This is a genomic window from Paenibacillus sp. FSL H8-0034 (assembly GCF_038000305.1).
Classification (GTDB): Bacteria; Bacillota; Bacilli; order Paenibacillales; family NBRC-103111; genus Paenibacillus_S.
Genome location: NZ_JBBOBS010000001.1, coordinates 76,229 through 91,680 on the forward strand (window position 1 = coordinate 76,229; position 15,452 = coordinate 91,680).

General features: G+C 48.0%; 10 protein-coding genes. 6 read left to right on the forward strand and 4 right to left on the reverse strand.

Features of this window, described 5'->3' with window-relative positions:
* Positions 1 to 190 precede the first annotated feature (190 nt).
* A complete protein-coding gene (locus tag NST47_RS00340; RefSeq protein WP_341153469.1) occupies positions 191 to 2,713 on the reverse strand; it encodes a DUF3656 domain-containing U32 family peptidase in 2,523 nt (840 codons plus the stop codon).
* Positions 2,714 to 3,031: 318 nt separating this feature from the next.
* On the opposite strand from NST47_RS00340, the gene NST47_RS00345 reads away from it, so the two are divergent.
* The 5 genes from NST47_RS00345 to NST47_RS00365 all read left to right on the forward strand — a co-directional run bounded on the left by NST47_RS00345 (position 3,032) and on the right by NST47_RS00365 (position 10,194).
* Complete coding sequence (locus NST47_RS00345) at positions 3,032 to 6,376, forward strand: FG-GAP repeat domain-containing protein (protein WP_341153470.1); 3,345 nt, start codon at positions 3,032 to 3,034, stop codon at positions 6,374 to 6,376.
* A 60-nt stretch (positions 6,377 to 6,436) separates the two neighbouring features.
* On the forward strand, positions 6,437 to 6,688 hold the full coding sequence (locus NST47_RS00350) for an acyl carrier protein (RefSeq protein ID WP_341153471.1): 252 nt from the start codon (positions 6,437 to 6,439) through the stop codon (positions 6,686 to 6,688).
* A gap of 6 nt (positions 6,689 to 6,694) precedes the next feature.
* On the forward strand, positions 6,695 to 7,891 hold the full coding sequence (locus tag NST47_RS00355; RefSeq protein ID WP_341153472.1) for a hypothetical protein: 1,197 nt from the start codon (positions 6,695 to 6,697) through the stop codon (positions 7,889 to 7,891).
* Positions 7,892 to 8,003: 112 nt separating this feature from the next.
* Complete coding sequence (locus tag NST47_RS00360; protein WP_341159569.1) at positions 8,004 to 8,921, forward strand: hypothetical protein; 918 nt, start codon at positions 8,004 to 8,006, stop codon at positions 8,919 to 8,921.
* 121 nt (positions 8,922 to 9,042) lie between these two features.
* Positions 9,043 to 10,194, forward strand: a complete 1,152-nt coding sequence (locus NST47_RS00365; RefSeq protein ID WP_341153473.1) for an MBOAT family O-acyltransferase — start codon at positions 9,043 to 9,045, stop codon at positions 10,192 to 10,194.
* Between the two features lie 260 nt (positions 10,195 to 10,454).
* On the opposite strand, the gene NST47_RS00370 is transcribed toward NST47_RS00365, so the two are convergent.
* Positions 10,455 to 10,724, reverse strand: a complete 270-nt coding sequence (locus NST47_RS00370; protein WP_341153474.1) for a hypothetical protein — start codon at positions 10,722 to 10,724, stop codon at positions 10,455 to 10,457.
* Between the two features lie 203 nt (positions 10,725 to 10,927).
* On the opposite strand from NST47_RS00370, the gene NST47_RS00375 reads away from it, so the two are divergent.
* Positions 10,928 to 11,896 (forward strand): sugar phosphate isomerase/epimerase family protein, encoded by a 969-nt coding sequence (locus NST47_RS00375; protein WP_341153475.1) that lies wholly within the window; start codon positions 10,928 to 10,930, stop codon positions 11,894 to 11,896.
* A 236-nt stretch (positions 11,897 to 12,132) separates the two neighbouring features.
* Here the strand turns inward: NST47_RS00375 and NST47_RS00380 are convergent, their stop codons facing one another.
* Complete coding sequence (locus tag NST47_RS00380; protein WP_341153476.1) at positions 12,133 to 12,357, reverse strand: hypothetical protein; 225 nt, start codon at positions 12,355 to 12,357, stop codon at positions 12,133 to 12,135.
* 196 nt (positions 12,358 to 12,553) lie between these two features.
* Positions 12,554 to 15,415: an excinuclease ABC subunit UvrA gene (uvrA, locus tag NST47_RS00385; RefSeq protein ID WP_341159570.1), complete on the reverse strand. Its 2,862-nt coding sequence runs from the start codon at positions 15,413 to 15,415 to the stop codon at positions 12,554 to 12,556.
* Positions 15,416 to 15,452 lie beyond the last annotated feature (37 nt).

Below are 15,452 nucleotides of genomic sequence, written 5' to 3' on the forward strand. Positions count from 1 at the left end.
TGAACATGGATCATCCAGTAAATGTGCAGCCTCCGAACAAACAAGGATTTACACATATTTACATGAATACATACATTATCTGTATCATACAATATTGAACCTTACAAAATTCTTACAAAAATCAACAAAAAAGCAGTCAGGACCTAGTACCAAGGGCCTAAACTGCTTCATATTAAACGTGATTTAATTGTTATTTTTTTAAAAGCTGTCCTCTAGTGACACCCAGTTGATTGGTTGCCTTCAACGTTTTCCATACTTGAGTCCCACTGATTTCGCCGTTCAAGGCACGCTCGTACAAAGAAATAACCTCTTTGACCTTATCCCCGGTCTCTTCCAAAAACTCAATACGGAAGGAGGAAATTCCTAAATCCATGAAGTTCCGCACATACTCAGCTCCAGATTGATCTACCGCATTATACACCGTATTCCGACAGCCTTCGTCAACCCGTACCGGATGTGACATGCCGACACGATCCTGAAGGGAAATACTGTGGTCCTCGCAGGGACGTCCGCAGTTCGTATAATCCGTTCCTTCACTGAGGAATGTACAATATACACAATGCTCCGTATGGAACATCGGCATATGCTGGTGAATAACGACCTCCAGCTTGGAGGTATCAGTCGCATGCAGCAGATCGACCATTTGCTGAATATTCAAATCATAGGATGGTGTCACTTTATTCAAACCAGCTTCGAGGAACAGAGCCGCTGTTTTATGATTGGAGATATTAAGGGAAAAATCTCCGATCAGCTCAGGATGCTGCTCATTCGGCTGTTCGAGACGCTGCTTTAAATAGAAATAAACAGCTCCTGTATTGCGAACCAGAATCGCATCCGGCTTCAGCTTCGAAATATTACGGAAATATCCCGTTTCCCCTGGCATATGAATACGCGGAGTAGCAAGCGCAATACGCTTGCCTGCGCGACGAGCTGCTTCTACAGCTGCGGGAAATTGCTTAATAAACTCAAAATCGGCGATCACCATATCGACATTGGTAGCAAGCGCCGCTTCAACCTGCTCCAGACTGCGACATAAAGCGGTCATGCGTACCTGTGGAATCGCAGAAGAAATCTGCTTCTGCTGAGCAGCGTGCTCAGGAACGTCTGCATAAGCATCAACACTGCGCTTCACGTATGCCCGCGGACGCTGACGCTCAGTCTCCAGCAGCTCTACAGCACTACGGCGCATGCTGTTAAGCTCGCGCATCGGTACGATGAGTTCCCCTTCCAGCTGTACATCAAGCTCTCCAAGCTCTAGAATCGTTCCGCCCAATCGACCCAGCTGCTCTGCGAATAACGCTTCATCCATCGGCCGCTTTTGTGCTTGTACCAGCGGCAGCTCCGACTCTACGTAGGCAGTATGCCCGGTTCGCGTATCGGTCCACCAGCTGCGAAGCGGTTCGCCCAGCGTTCCAGTTACTTTAATATTCACCGGAAAAGTACGGTAAGGCCGATCATTTTCGAACGATTGGCGCAGCCTTTTATCCAGATGCGGATCATTCGTTTTCCATATCCGGTCCCCTACATGCAGGCGCTTCAAGTCAACATCATTGCGTCCGGCAATAATTTCGATCAGTCCACCTGCCGCTTCACCCTCCAGCTTCACACCTCTGCGGCGAATATCGTAGACACGACCGCCTTCTTCTTTTTTGGTCGGATCCCCCGCGTCAAAGCAGATGCCATCACCACGTTTAACAGGAGCTTCAAGCTCACAGACCACGCCATCACGCAAAATTTGCTTTACACGACCCAGATAAATACCGCGGCTTTTCGGATAGGTGCCTTCTACGAGCTGCTTGTTATTCGTACCCTTCAGAAACCCGTACGTAAACCCGCGGGAAAAGCTTTGCTCCAATTCACGCAGCTCCTCCTTGCTCGGTCTTACATCGCCACCGTCAAAGTAGCGGTCGATCGCTAGCCGATACTTGCTAACTACGTTGGCCACATACTCAGGGCTTTTTAAGCGGCCTTCGATTTTAAAGGAAGTCACACCCGCTTCGATCAGCTCCGGAACCAGCTCAAGCGCCGCTAAGTCCTTTGGTGACAGCAGGTAGGCGATATCGCCCATCGGCTTTTGCTCCCCATCGACCATCAAATCATAGGGTAAACGGCAAGCCTGCGCGCATTCTCCACGATTGGCCGAACGGCCGCCCCACATTTCCGAGGTCAGACATTGTCCCGAATACGATACGCATAAAGCGCCATGCACGAACACTTCCATCGGCAGCTTGGCCTGATCACCGATTTGCTTGATCTGCTTAAGATTGTTTTCACGCCCCAATACGACCCGTTCGATATCCCATGGCTTCGTAAACTCGACCGCCTCTGGCGAGGTGATCGTCATTTGCGTCGAACCATGAATAGGAAAATCCGGTGAAATCTCGCGGATCATCTTCACGAGGCCAAGGTCCTGCACGATAACCGCGTCCACGCCCGCCTCGATACAGGCTTCAATCAGCTCTTGTGCTTCTCTCAGCTCTTCCTCAAATACCAATATATTAAATGTCAAAAATCCCTTCACGCCATACAAATGAAGAAAGGACATAATATCCGGCAAATCATCCATTAAAAAATTGTTCGCTCTTGCCCGCGCATTGAACTTCTCCACACCGAAAAATACAGCATCAGCCCCATTGGCCACTGCTGCCCGTAAACAATCCCAGTCTCCGGCGGGTGCCAGTAATTCAATATCCGATCGTTTAATTGTTGTCATGCTTATATGCCTCCGAATGTTGTTCCATTTGCAAGTACCGGTAAACGGAGTACCTGCAGTGATCTTTCTAAAATAAACATGCTCCCATATGCGTGCAGCTCAATACGAGCTTCTATATATACAGTGTAACAGAATTGTCAAGTCTAAAGCCACTGGAATTGCCTTCATAAACGGCAAAATTCATATAAAAATGCTGTGAATCTACTCTTTTATTCAACTTTGACGCATCTTCACCCAAGTCTCTCATAAGTTAACAAAGGTCTGCATCCATGATATACTATTTGAGTAGTTTAACCGAATGAAAATTGAGGGGTTTTTTTGAAGTTAACCAAAGTCCGGATTACAGGTGCCGCTGTCGGTCTCCTGCTAATCCTTGTCGCGTTTGTTTGGCTGTTTGTTTCCAATAAGGATTTGTCGATTCGCATGGTCTATGTCACAAAGGGCGACAGCTTCGATACCGCGGCATTCGGACAGCTGAACCAGTCGTTAATTGCCAATTTACAGCTGGATCGACAGCCCCTTGAGAAGCTAAGCTTAAGGCAGTTAAAAGCTTTTCATACTGTATATGTAGATCCTTCTTTACATGGAGCTTTATCCGTACAGCAGGTCGATATGCTGCAAAGCTATGTATCCCAAGGCGGACATTTGTTTCTTGAAAATGGGTTGGCATCCGATTTTCCATTAGATTTTATAGGTGCCAAACAATTGGTCGGACTCACTCCACCAGATAAGATGAAGGCAAGTACACAGCCTCAAGAGGCGGGCTGGTCATCCTTCCAGTATCCCGAGGTCGAGCTGAATTTGCAGGCTATCCAGCAGTTATTCCGTCAGTTTACTGATAACTACCTGCAGCATGACGGATTGGCTGATCTCGGTCGTTTTTCATGGGGACAAGGCTTGCTCGTATCTACGGCTGAACCGATCGTGACACTGAACGATACGACATTGTTTGCCTTGAACCGATATGGACAAGGGACCGTATTGGTCAGCAGCGCCCTGCTGCCTAATCGCTATTATATTACAGGTTATGATTTGGCTGGCGGTATGGACGCAGCACTGGGTTTTACCAAGCTTGCCGAGACGATGAACAACAGCAGTAAGCCTGTTCCTGGCGCCTTATATTTTGATCGCAGCCAGTTGCCCTTAGCGCCTTACTTTCATTTCACCTTCTCTACAGGCAGTGCGCTGCTTCGCAGTGAATATGCTGCGTTTGTGTCCAAGGAAACGTTCGGCTACAGTGTAAAAAAAGTGCTCGGTCCTTATGGCCGGCCTGCGATGGCCCATCAAAATCATTTTGAAGCCATTGAAGCGATTCGGGATGGTGAAGGCATTCAATGGGCGGAATTATTGAAGAAATACAATCAGCTTCCGTCGTTTTCACTCGTTCGCTCCTCTTTCCACTGGGGGCTATGGCAGGAATCCGTAGCCGTTCATTTAAATGCAGGCACGAACGAAAAGCCTGCCTTTGTTGGTGAAACGGTGAATTCGTTTTATTCCAGCGGCACGCGTCTCATCAGCGAAGGACGTCCCATTCAGCTGGCACGTGATCCCAATTATCACTCGCTGGGCGATGCCTTCCAAGAACCGTATCGCGCCTACCCGGCGCTTGCCGATCTTAAAGGCAATGGGCTTCCGGATCTAATAGTCGGATCATCCGATGGATCGATCTATGTCTACCCTAACTTAGGCGCGCAGCCTGCGGCTTATGCCGGGCAGGTGCTGCCGGAAAACACAGGCGCGGGTGAAGTGCAAAAGGGCAGCAGCATCGCGGCGCCAGATGCCTTCGGCAAGCGGGAGCCACTTCGGCTGCTGAATGGGCAGCCGCTGCAGACCGGGTCCAACGCAAGTGTAACCGCGTATGACCTGAATGCCGACGGTAGGCCGGATCTGATCCTCGGCCTATCGGACGGCACGCTTGCCGTCGCCTATGGCGCAGCCGGCGGCGCGTTTACACCGCCTGCCCCGCTGCTTGCAGGCGGGCAGGTCATTCGCGCCGCAGCCACGGGTGCTGCGGCTGTCGGTGACACCACCGGCGACGGCGTACCCGACCTCGTAGTCGGGGATGCCGCAGGCGGTGTAACGCTCTATCGCGGCCATCGCGAAGCGGGCCGCGAGGGCGCCGCAGGCGCAGGCGGCGTCAACGCCGGCACAGCCGGGCAGCCGCTTGCCTTTGAACCCGGCAGCCTGTTGTTCAGGCTGCCTGCGGCTTACGCTGCACCATCGCTGCACGACGTCAATGGCGATGGCCGACTTGAGCTTGTCGTCGGCAGCTCGGAAGGCGATCTGCGTGTGTATACGCAGCAAGCAAACGGTCAATGGCAGGCTGACGGCGTGCTGGAAGGCTCTACGCTGAACCAGCTTGGCAATCATGCGCTCGTCGGAGGGCATAATTCCGTGCCGCTATGGTATGATCTGAATCACGACGGCAAAGATGATCTGATCGTCGGACAGCTCGAATTCGGGATGCCGACAACGGTAGATGATCCCAAGTTCCCTTACGCGGAGCAACTGCAAGCTTTTATTCAATATAGTAAGGATCATCATCTCGAACTGTACCCGCATCTATTTGTCCATAATTTCACAAGCGATGCGCAGGAAAAAGAGGAGCTCGCACTGCATCGGCAGGCCTTTGATCGACTCGGTATTCCCTGGAAGATGCCGGGAACCAACCAGCATACTTGGCGGATCAATAATCCTGATCCTACACAGACGCTGCGCAACGAGCGGGATGCCGGAATATGGTTTAACTTCGGCTTTAGACCTGCCAACATTCCTAATGAGCCGCGGCTGGGCGTGCAGTACAATTGGGGAATGCCTTTTTTGATGACAGATTCCACATCCGGTCTGCCAAGCCAGCCACCTATGCTGCTGAGCACACCTGCACCTGTACTTCGTCTTGATCCGCAGTACACGACGGAGGATTTGTTCGCTTCCTATATTGCCCAGGATATGCCGATTGATTATTTCGAGCATATCGAATATCATTTTCCAAGCCGAGTCGGCGAGCTGCTCGAATTTGTCAAATTTTTGGATCAGATTCGTAATCAGCACAGCTACAACTTTATGTCGGAGACGCAAATGGCTCGTTCAGTCCTTAATACCTTGACAACACAGGTAACCGTTTATCGTCCTTGGAGTGAAGTCGTTTTTGATCGAATCAAGCATATGTTCGGTATGCATACAGAACCTTCAATTCGCATCAAACCGCTAACGCAAGGGGTGCCTGTACAGGCCGCCGAATACAAAGGAACACTAGGTGTTTCCATTGAGCGTGGTCAAGCCTATGCAGACCGTCCGTTGTCAACAGAATCGGATGTTTCCGATTGGCGCAATGGCAAGCTATATGTAGGTGTTCCGTTAACGACACTCGTTCGCTTTGAGAATTTGACGCCAACTGGTGGCAATACCGTCCCTATTGCTGACTATTCATTATCGACTTCCAGTCCGCATTTATTGCGCAGCAATGTGCCGTATACACTGCACAAGTCACCCCATGAGTGGAAGCTTGAGCTTCAATCGGACGGTATGCAGCAAATACAGCTGAGAAGCGCAGTTCCCCTGAATATCGAAGGAGATCAGCTTCAGGTCGTGCAGCAGGATGGTAGCGATCTGTATACCGTAACCCATTTTGGCGCAGCAACGACGATTCTTATTCATTATTAATCGGTACCTGCCGCCTTTATACTTAGTTATCAGAATTGCCCAAACAAGGAGGAAATCCACATGCAAGACCTGCTTTCCCAGTTAGAAGCGCATATCCGCAGTCGCTACGAAATAGAAGCGGATGACGATGAGTTTACCCCAGATGTCCATCTGTTCGATTACGGCTATGTGGACTCCATCGGCGCTACGGCGTTAATTGCCCATATCGAGCAAACGTATGGCATTCAGGTGACGAATCAGGACCTGATGCTGTATTCTATGAATACCGTGCGTGAAATCGCCGACTTCATCCAAAAAAAGACTGCGAGGTAATGACCTATGGAATGCGTCGTTTCTCTCGAAGGGCTGGCACTAAGCCAGCATGGCCAGCTGAAATACGCGGCCGCCTTCATCGACGAGCAAATTCGCGATATCCGGCTTGAAAATAATCATATTCATATTGTCCATGAATCACCCAAAGGCGATGCTGCGATTGAAGCACAAGTACGCCGCTTGATCGAACGCTTTTCACATGGTGATTTTGGCTTCAAAGAAAATATTTTGTTCGAGCAAAAGGTGAACACGCCCTATGAAGGCGATATTATTGCCGAGCTCGTAGACCGCAAAATCATCAAGGTTCTGGAGGAAGGCCTGTTCATTTTCCGTGAACCGTTTTCCAGTCTGATGCGCTTTTTTGACTATTCGTTCGTCACTAAGGTCGGCAATCGCTTCGAAGGCATCAAGGAAGAGTCCTATCCGGCCGTTATTCATTGCGAAACACTGAATAAAACGAACCATTTTACTTCGTTTCCCGAGCATATCCATTTCTTGACACACCTGCGTGAGGATTTGGACATTATTGAAGCCTTTTCGCAATCCATTCGTGAGTCCGGTGGCTGGAAGTCAGATGCTCCGCTCGATATGAATACTACAATGCCGTCACCAAAGTTCACGATGAACCCTTCAACCTGCTATCACTGTTATGAGGGCTTGCAAAATGAAACGCTGGAGGGCGACGGTCTTATCGTTTCCGCTATTTCCAAATGCCATCGCTTTGAATCTCGTAACCACAGCGATTTTGGACGTTTGCTGGATTTCAGTATGCGCGAAATTATTTTTGTCGGTAAGCCTGAGTTTGTTAAGGAAAACCGCCTGCGTGCTATCGAATATATGAAAGAATTAGCTATCGAGTGGAATGTTGACTGTATGCTGGAAATTGCCAATGATCCTTTTTTCACCAATGATTTTCAAACAAAAGCTTCGTTTCAACGCAATCAGGAGATGAAATATGAGCTGCGTCTGACGATACCCCACATTAAAAAATCGATTGCCTGCGGGTCGATTAATTTCCACAGCAACACGTTCGGCAATGCCTTTCAAATTAAAATGGGTAAGCGTCCCGCTGTTACTGGCTGTGTAGGCTTTGGGATTGAACGTTGGACCTTTGCCTTCCTGGCTCAGTTTGGATTGAATGAAGCTGATTGGCCGGCAACGTTCCGCGAGCAGTATCACGCTTGGCAGCAAAAGTCTCTGTAGGTTTTCACTCGTTATGCACTATGATGCACAAGCTCAATGACGTGATCTTTAAATACTTACTAACGCAGTCTAAATTTTTATCACTAAACAAAGATGTGGGTTCCTTATGAAACTGATCGCCTTTTTCCGTAAAAACAGCTTCGTGCTGCTGCTGCTCGCCGCTTTTGTGCTATCGGACGTTCTGATCTCGATGTGGGACCCGATGGTCACCTCGCGGCGTTTTTACAAAAATGACTTTACCAAAACCTTATATCATCACGGCTGGCTGGATCATGGACCGGTTTTCTTCGGAAATTCTTCGGTCACAGGTGCCTATATCGAAGAGCAATCCAAATCGGGACTCATTGAGCTGGGACTGTCCTACGGGAAGCTAACCGACCTGCAGGCTCTGCTGGAGCAAAAGCTTTTTCATGTCGAGGACCAGCTTGTGATTGCCATCGATGTACATACGATGATCGACAGTCTGGAAACGGACCCGACTTATCAGTGGTTTAAGCCTTGGTACCAGCCCTATGTATATACATATCGCGACTATTTTCGGGATTCCGGCGGTGAAGCCGTTCGGCAGCTATATGAGGGTACAATGGAGCTGAACCGCTCCAAGCTGTTCGCTTACGTGCCTCGCTGGATTGATAAGGAGCTTTACTTTGGCAAAAAAACCGATGATGAGCTAAAGACCAAATGGGATGATTACGAGCGCCGCTTCGGCTGGATGTCACAGCCTGATTATAAGGATAATTTACAGGCACTCGATTCTATTTTGCGATATGCCGATGATCATAAGCTGCCTGTACGTGTGATCTGGATGCCCTGGAATCCGGCGTATCCGGTTCCCAAATATATGACAGGCTTACAAACCACAGTGAATCAAAAGCTTGCTCAGCATCAGGTTCCTGTGCTGGATCTGCTCAGCACCTACAAGCCTGCACAGTTTCATGATCTCGTCCATTTGAGCCGTGAAGTCGGGGCTCCGGTATTTACCAAGGAGGTTGACGCATGGCTCCAATCCCTCGCAAAATCGTCGAAGTAATTGTATATACGGTAATGCTCATTATTGTTTTGATCTATTTTACAGGTAAAGGATTGTTTATATACGAGGGGTTCTGAGCCTCTTCAAGGCTCGGCCATCTTTCATTCAAGGGAGTCAGGTTATGTGGTATTTGAACATGAACGCAGTCATGGCCATGTGTGGAATGATTCTCATTCTGGCGCTTACCCGCTGGTGGCCCCACAATAAACGCATATTACTGCTGGCGTTCAACCTCAGCTTCCTGCTGGTGTTCAGCAAGAAGCTTTTTGTCTTTTACATCATCTATACGATTGTGAATTATATCGCCTTTCGATTCTTGTGTCAGACCACCTCCTGGCGAAGAGGCTGGTTTATAACATTCATTACTCTTAATATCGTCGGCGTTTGCGGAATGCGTATGTACGGAATGCAAATATTTGAAAACCCGTTGTTCGATACGGTGATGCTGCTTGGTCTGATCTACAACGTGCTGAAGGTTATCGATGCGCATTATTTTGCTTATTTTATCGGTAAAGATGCTCGTGCCGGGCTGATGGATTACGCTAACTATATTCTTTTCGTGCCGACCTTTACTTCAGGGCCTATTCTTAAATTCCGTGATTTTATGGCGGATACGAAGCAGCCCTACAAGCTGACCTCGTCGCAGGTTGAGGACAATATCAAACGAATTATTATGGGGTTATTCAAAAAAATTGTAATCGTCACCTGGATGACCGACGTGTTCAACCATATGCAGCAGGGTGAGCTCCACACACATCAATCGCTGTTTCTGATGGTCTGGTTTTACGCGCTCATTTTCTTTGATTTCTCAGGTTATTCCGATATCGCCATCGGCTTTGGTCGCTTAATGGGCTATAATATTCCGGAAAACTTCAAGAAACCGTTCCAGTCTCCAACCTTGACTCAATTTTGGCGCAATTGGCATGCAACACTGGGGGATTGGTTTCGCGAGCATATCTTTATGTTTTTTTCACGTCAAGCTCCAAGCAAAATGACAGCAGCAGGCTTGTCCATCCTGATTATGGTGCTGATCGGTCTCTGGCATGGCTTTAGCTGGCTCTACTTTTTCTACGGGCTTTATCACGGAATCGTAATCGCATTGGAAAATTTGCTTGGCAAATCGACAGTCAATAAGAAAAAGGTATCACGCACCTATTTCCTCGCCCGCTGTGCACTCACCCAAGCTATTGTAACCTTCTCCGTCATTATCTACAGTGGTAACACCGAAACTGTATGGAAAATATACCGCGGACTGTTTAATTGGCCTTTTTAACTGAATGGCGAATAAAACTGACAGTCCGCTTGCTTGTTTTCAACCGGAAGAGAACTTGCCCCGGTTGTACTCGACCTTTTCAAGTACCCAGAGTCTCTATCCGGCTATCCCGGATAAGAGACTCTTTTCATGAGACGCTGAGCTCGAACTTCTCCAAGCTGTGGGTACTCCGTCTGAACAGAAAAAGTGAACTTTGAACCGCCACGTTATCATCGGCCTGAGTGTTCCACAAAGTGGCAGCCAGAAAGAAGTATCACTGATTACTTTTTCAGCTTAGTGCGCGATACCTTTGCTCTGGCGCCGCCTGCGTCCCGTTTCTTCATATTCCGGCTGCTCACTGTACATACTTCATCTTTGACAGTGCAGGATACAAAATGATGTGGAACTGGAACACAATGATGTCGATTAATCACTTCAACAGGATGAATAACCGGTACCGGTTGTGGATAGTAAAAATTGCGGATCACCTGGGTTGGATCTGTAAAAACCGGGTCAGCCTGCGGACATTGGAAATTGTTATTGTAAGCCAAATGGATCATCTCCTTCTCTGTGAATGGTACAGTATATGTGGGTCTTTCATTCGCGCTTGTTCATTCGCCTAGTCGGCAACTAAATGTATACCCAATGCAAATAGGAATGTCCTCATCTTGCACTTTGAGTTAACAAGCAAACAATGTTATAATTTGCTATAGTGCGTACACGCGTACATTTCTTATTTTTCCGGAGGTGTCTTATGAAGTTAGGCGTATTTGCCGTATTATTTGCCCAGAAATCTCTTGAAGAAACCCTCGATTACATTGCTGCTAAAGGCTTGGAAGCGATTGAAATTGGGACAGGTGGCTATCCCGGAAATGCACATTGCAATCCTGAAGTATTACTGGCCGATGAAAGCAAGCTAAAAGCTTTTAAGAAGGCAGTAGAATCCCGTGGGCTCACTATTAGCGCACTTAGCTGCCATGGTAATCCACTTCACCCGCAGCATCCTATTGCATCAGATCATCATAATACGATTATCAAAACGATAGAGCTGGCTGAAAAGCTTGAGGTTCCTGTCGTCAATACATTCTCTGGCTGCCCGGGCGACCATGAGGGTGCCAAATACCCGAACTGGCCGGTAGCACCATGGCCAAATGATTACCAGGAAATTTTGGACTGGCAGTGGACGAACAAAGTTATTCCTTATTGGACTGAAACAGGTAAATTCGCTTCTGACCGCAACGTAAAAATCGGTCTTGAGCTGCACGGTGGCTTCTCTGTACATACACCAGCTACATTACTTCGTCTTCGTGAAGCTGCAGGCGACGTTATCGGCGCTAACCTTGATCCAAGCCATATGTGGTGGCAGGGTATTGATCCGGTACAAGCGGTGCAAATATTAGGCCGTGCCAACGCTATCCATCATTTCCATGCCAAGGATACGACCATTGATCCGATTAATGTTAACAAGCATGGTGTTACCGACATGCAATCCTACACCTTGATGCTGGACCGTGCATGGCAGTTCCGTACTGTTGGCTACGGTCATGACTTGAAAACATGGGCCGATATTATCAGCGCTCTTCGTCTAGTCGGCTATGACTATGTGGTTAGTATTGAGCACGAGGATGGCTTGATGTCCGTAGATGAAGGCTTTACCAAAGCCGTACAAAACCTGCAGCAAATTTTGATTAAAGATCCCGTTGGTGAGATGTGGTGGGTATAATCGCAGTATAAGGCTCTGCTTGGATAGAGGGCCCTGCCGATGATTATTGAAGGATATGTGTTCTGAAAAGCTGAGGGCTCATGTTCCTCGGCTTTTTCAAGCCATATCCGAATGTTCCAGTCGTACCATAGATTGGTTTAACTGGTAGACATACAAAAAGCCCTTGGACTCGGGTCCAAGGGCTTCTCTTCGTTATAGGGTAAGATTCATAGTAGGTGAAGCCTATGCTGCAATACCTAGATTTTACCCATCCAGCTCATAACCATTACAGCATCCATCACTAAAAAAACGACCAAGCTAATTCCGCCAAACCCGATGGCAAAAATATTTTTCTTAGGAGATGCCAGTAAACGTACTACACCAATAGCGATTACAATCGTGAACAAGATCACGAATACGTCAAACCCGTTAAAAGTTGATGCGGCTTGCGCTGCTTGTGCTGCCTCTTCGGCCAAAAACATCGAGAGACCTCCTCATGGTTACAAAATTGCTTATATTCTATCTTAGCTTGACTAGCTGCGAAGTGCAAGTGATTTGCTGAAGTGTAACAACTTTGTCAACATTTCTTACTCTTACGCAGCTGCTTTTTTAAAAACAGCTTTGCATCTATACATTGTCCATTGCTTCTAACAATTATTACTCCAGACATGCTAAATGTTAAGCCAACTGCTCTATATATTCGGCTGATCTTGCTTTATCACGTTCCAGAATAGGTTTGAGATACTTCCCTGTATAGGAGCCTTTTACTTTAATGACCTCCTCAGGTGTTCCCGTAGCCACTATCGTACCACCTTTGCTGCCGCCCTCAGGCCCCAAATCAATCATATAATCTGCTGTCTTGATGACATCCAGATTGTGCTCAATGACAAGAACACTATCCCCATTATCCACCAGCTTGTGCAGCACCTTAAGCAATCGATCAATATCGTGAATATGCAATCCTGTTGTTGGCTCATCAAGAATATAGATTGTTTTGCCTGTGCTTCTGCGATACAGCTCAGCCGCCAGCTTCACCCGCTGCGCCTCTCCACCCGACAAGGTTGTCGCTGGTTGTCCCAGGTCCATATAGCCAAGACCTACCTCAAGAAGCGTATGCAGCTTACGGTGAATCCGGGGTACATTTTTGAAAAATTCGCATGAATCCTCAATAGTCATGCCCAATACGTCGGAAATGCTTTTGCCTTTGTAATGAATTTCAAGTGTTTCCCGGTTGTACCTTTTGCCTTTGCAAATCTCACACGGTACGTACACATCCGGCAAGAAATGCATCTCAATCTTGATGATTCCGTCCCCGCTGCACGCCTCACAGCGTCCGCCCTTCACATTAAAGCTGAAGCGCCCTTTCTTGTAGCCACGCACTTTAGCCTCATTCGTAGTAGCAAACAAATCACGTATATCGTCAAATACCCCTGTATAGGTGGCTGGATTGGAGCGTGGTGTTCGTCCTATTGGCGATTGGTCGATCTCGATCACCTTGTCCACATGCTCAAGTCCGATAAATTCTTTATGCTCACCTGGGCGTACCTTGGCTCTATTTAATTCCTTGGCCAAGGTTTTGTACAAGATTTCATTGATTAATGTACTTTTGCCTGATCCGGAGACACCCGTTACACAGGTGAACACACCTAACGGCAGCTTAACGTTCACATTACGCAGGTTATTTTCCTTAGCTCCCTTGATTTCCAGCCATTTCCCATTCGGTTCCCGCCGGGAGGCAGCAATCGGGATAAATTTCTTGCCGCTTAAATATTGGCCAGTCAACGAATGGGGATCATCCATAATCTCCTGTGGTGTTCCTTGGGACACGACCATTCCGCCATGCACACCAGCGCCAGGACCGATATCGATAATGTAGTCAGCTGCCATCATCGTGTCTTCATCATGCTCGACCACGATCAGGGTGTTGCCGAGATCACGCATATGCTCAAGTGTCTGTATTAAGCGCTCATTATCACGCTGATGCAGCCCAATGCTGGGCTCATCCAAAATGTAGAGCACACCCATCAGGCTCGACCCGATCTGAGTCGCCAACCGAATCCGCTGCGCCTCACCACCGGATAGTGTCCCCGCGGCGCGATGCATCGTAAGGTAATCCAGCCCTACATTAACAAGGAAGCCCAGACGCGCATTGATTTCCTTGAGAATCAATTGAGCTATCTGCATTTCTCTGTCCGTCAATGACAAGGAATCGAACCATGCTGCTGAGTCACCGATGGACAACGATGTGACAAAAGCAATATTTTTGCCATTGATGGTGACAGCCAGCGATTCCGCCTTCAAACGCTGACCTTTACATTTGCCGCACGGCTTCGAGCTCATGTAGCTCTCGATATGCTCACGAATGCCTTCCGAGAATGTATCGCGGTAACGGCGCTCCAGATTATGAATAATACCCTCAAATGGAACCATTGCTTCTTTCCTGTGGCCCATATCATTCTCATACCGGAACCGTACCTTCTCACCGCCTGTACCCAGCAGCAGCTTTTTCATTTGCTCGGGCGTCAAATCAGCTACAGGTGTCGTCCGTGAAATCCCGTAATGCTCACATACGGCAGCCAGAAACTGCGGATAATAGTTCGATGTACTGCCTGCCCAAGCCTCGAAAGCTCCTTGCTCAATCGATAGCTGGGGGTTCGGTACGAGCAGATCCGGATCGATAACCATTTTACTGCCTAATCCATCGCAATCCGGGCAAGCGCCGAACGGACTGTTGAAGGAAAACATTCTGGGAGCCAGCTCTTCAATGCTGAATCCGCATACCGGACACGCCAGATTTTGGCTGAACAGCAGCTCTTCCTGATCGATAATATCTACGAGTACTCTGCCTTCACCGAGCTTAAGTGCCGTTTCCAAGGAATCGGCCAATCGGCTCTGCACATCGTCTTTAACGACAATACGGTCAACAACTACTTCGATATTATGCTTTTTATTTTTATCAAGCTCGATTTTCTCGGACAAATCCATCGTTTCGCCATTCACGCGCACACGTACAAAGCCTTGCTTGTTGATGTCAGCCAACAGCTTGGTATGTTCGCCCTTGCGACCCGATATAATCGGAGCCAATATCTGCAGACGTGTACGCTCTGGATACTCCATAATCCTATCTACCATCTGCTCAATGGTCTGGGATGTTATCTCGATCTTATGATCAGGGCAATGCGGACGCCCGATACGAGCAAATAACAAACGAAGATAATCGTAAATCTCCGTGACCGTCCCAACGGTAGAACGCGGGTTACGGCTTGTCGTTTTCTGATCAATGGAAATCGCCGGAGACAGTCCCTCAATGGAATCCACATCCGGTTTGTCCATTTGCCCTAAAAATTGCCGCGCATATGCAGACAGCGATTCTACATAACGGCGCTGCCCTTCAGCATAAATGGTATCAAAAGCAAGCGACGATTTGCCTGAGCCGCTTAAGCCTGTAAGTACAACAAAACGATCCCGTGGAATCGTAACATCTATATTTTTTAAATTATGCGCTCGCGCGCCCTTGATCACAATATTGTCTCTGATCACGTGCATAACACCATCCTTTTGATTTCAACGGATTGTC

Coding starts and splice junctions, on each gene's coding strand:
- NST47_RS00350 (WP_341153471.1), top strand. CDS start 6,437: ATGCAAGACCTGCTTTCCCAGTTAGAAGCGCATATCCGCAGTCGCTAC.
- NST47_RS00340 (WP_341153469.1), bottom strand. CDS start 2,713: ATGACAACAATTAAACGATCGGATATTGAATTACTGGCACCCGCCGGA.
- NST47_RS00355 (WP_341153472.1), top strand. CDS start 6,695: ATGGAATGCGTCGTTTCTCTCGAAGGGCTGGCACTAAGCCAGCATGGC.
- NST47_RS00380 (WP_341153476.1), bottom strand. CDS start 12,357: ATGTTTTTGGCCGAAGAGGCAGCACAAGCAGCGCAAGCCGCATCAACT.
- NST47_RS00365 (WP_341153473.1), top strand. CDS start 9,043: ATGTGGTATTTGAACATGAACGCAGTCATGGCCATGTGTGGAATGATT.
- NST47_RS00375 (WP_341153475.1), top strand. CDS start 10,928: ATGAAGTTAGGCGTATTTGCCGTATTATTTGCCCAGAAATCTCTTGAA.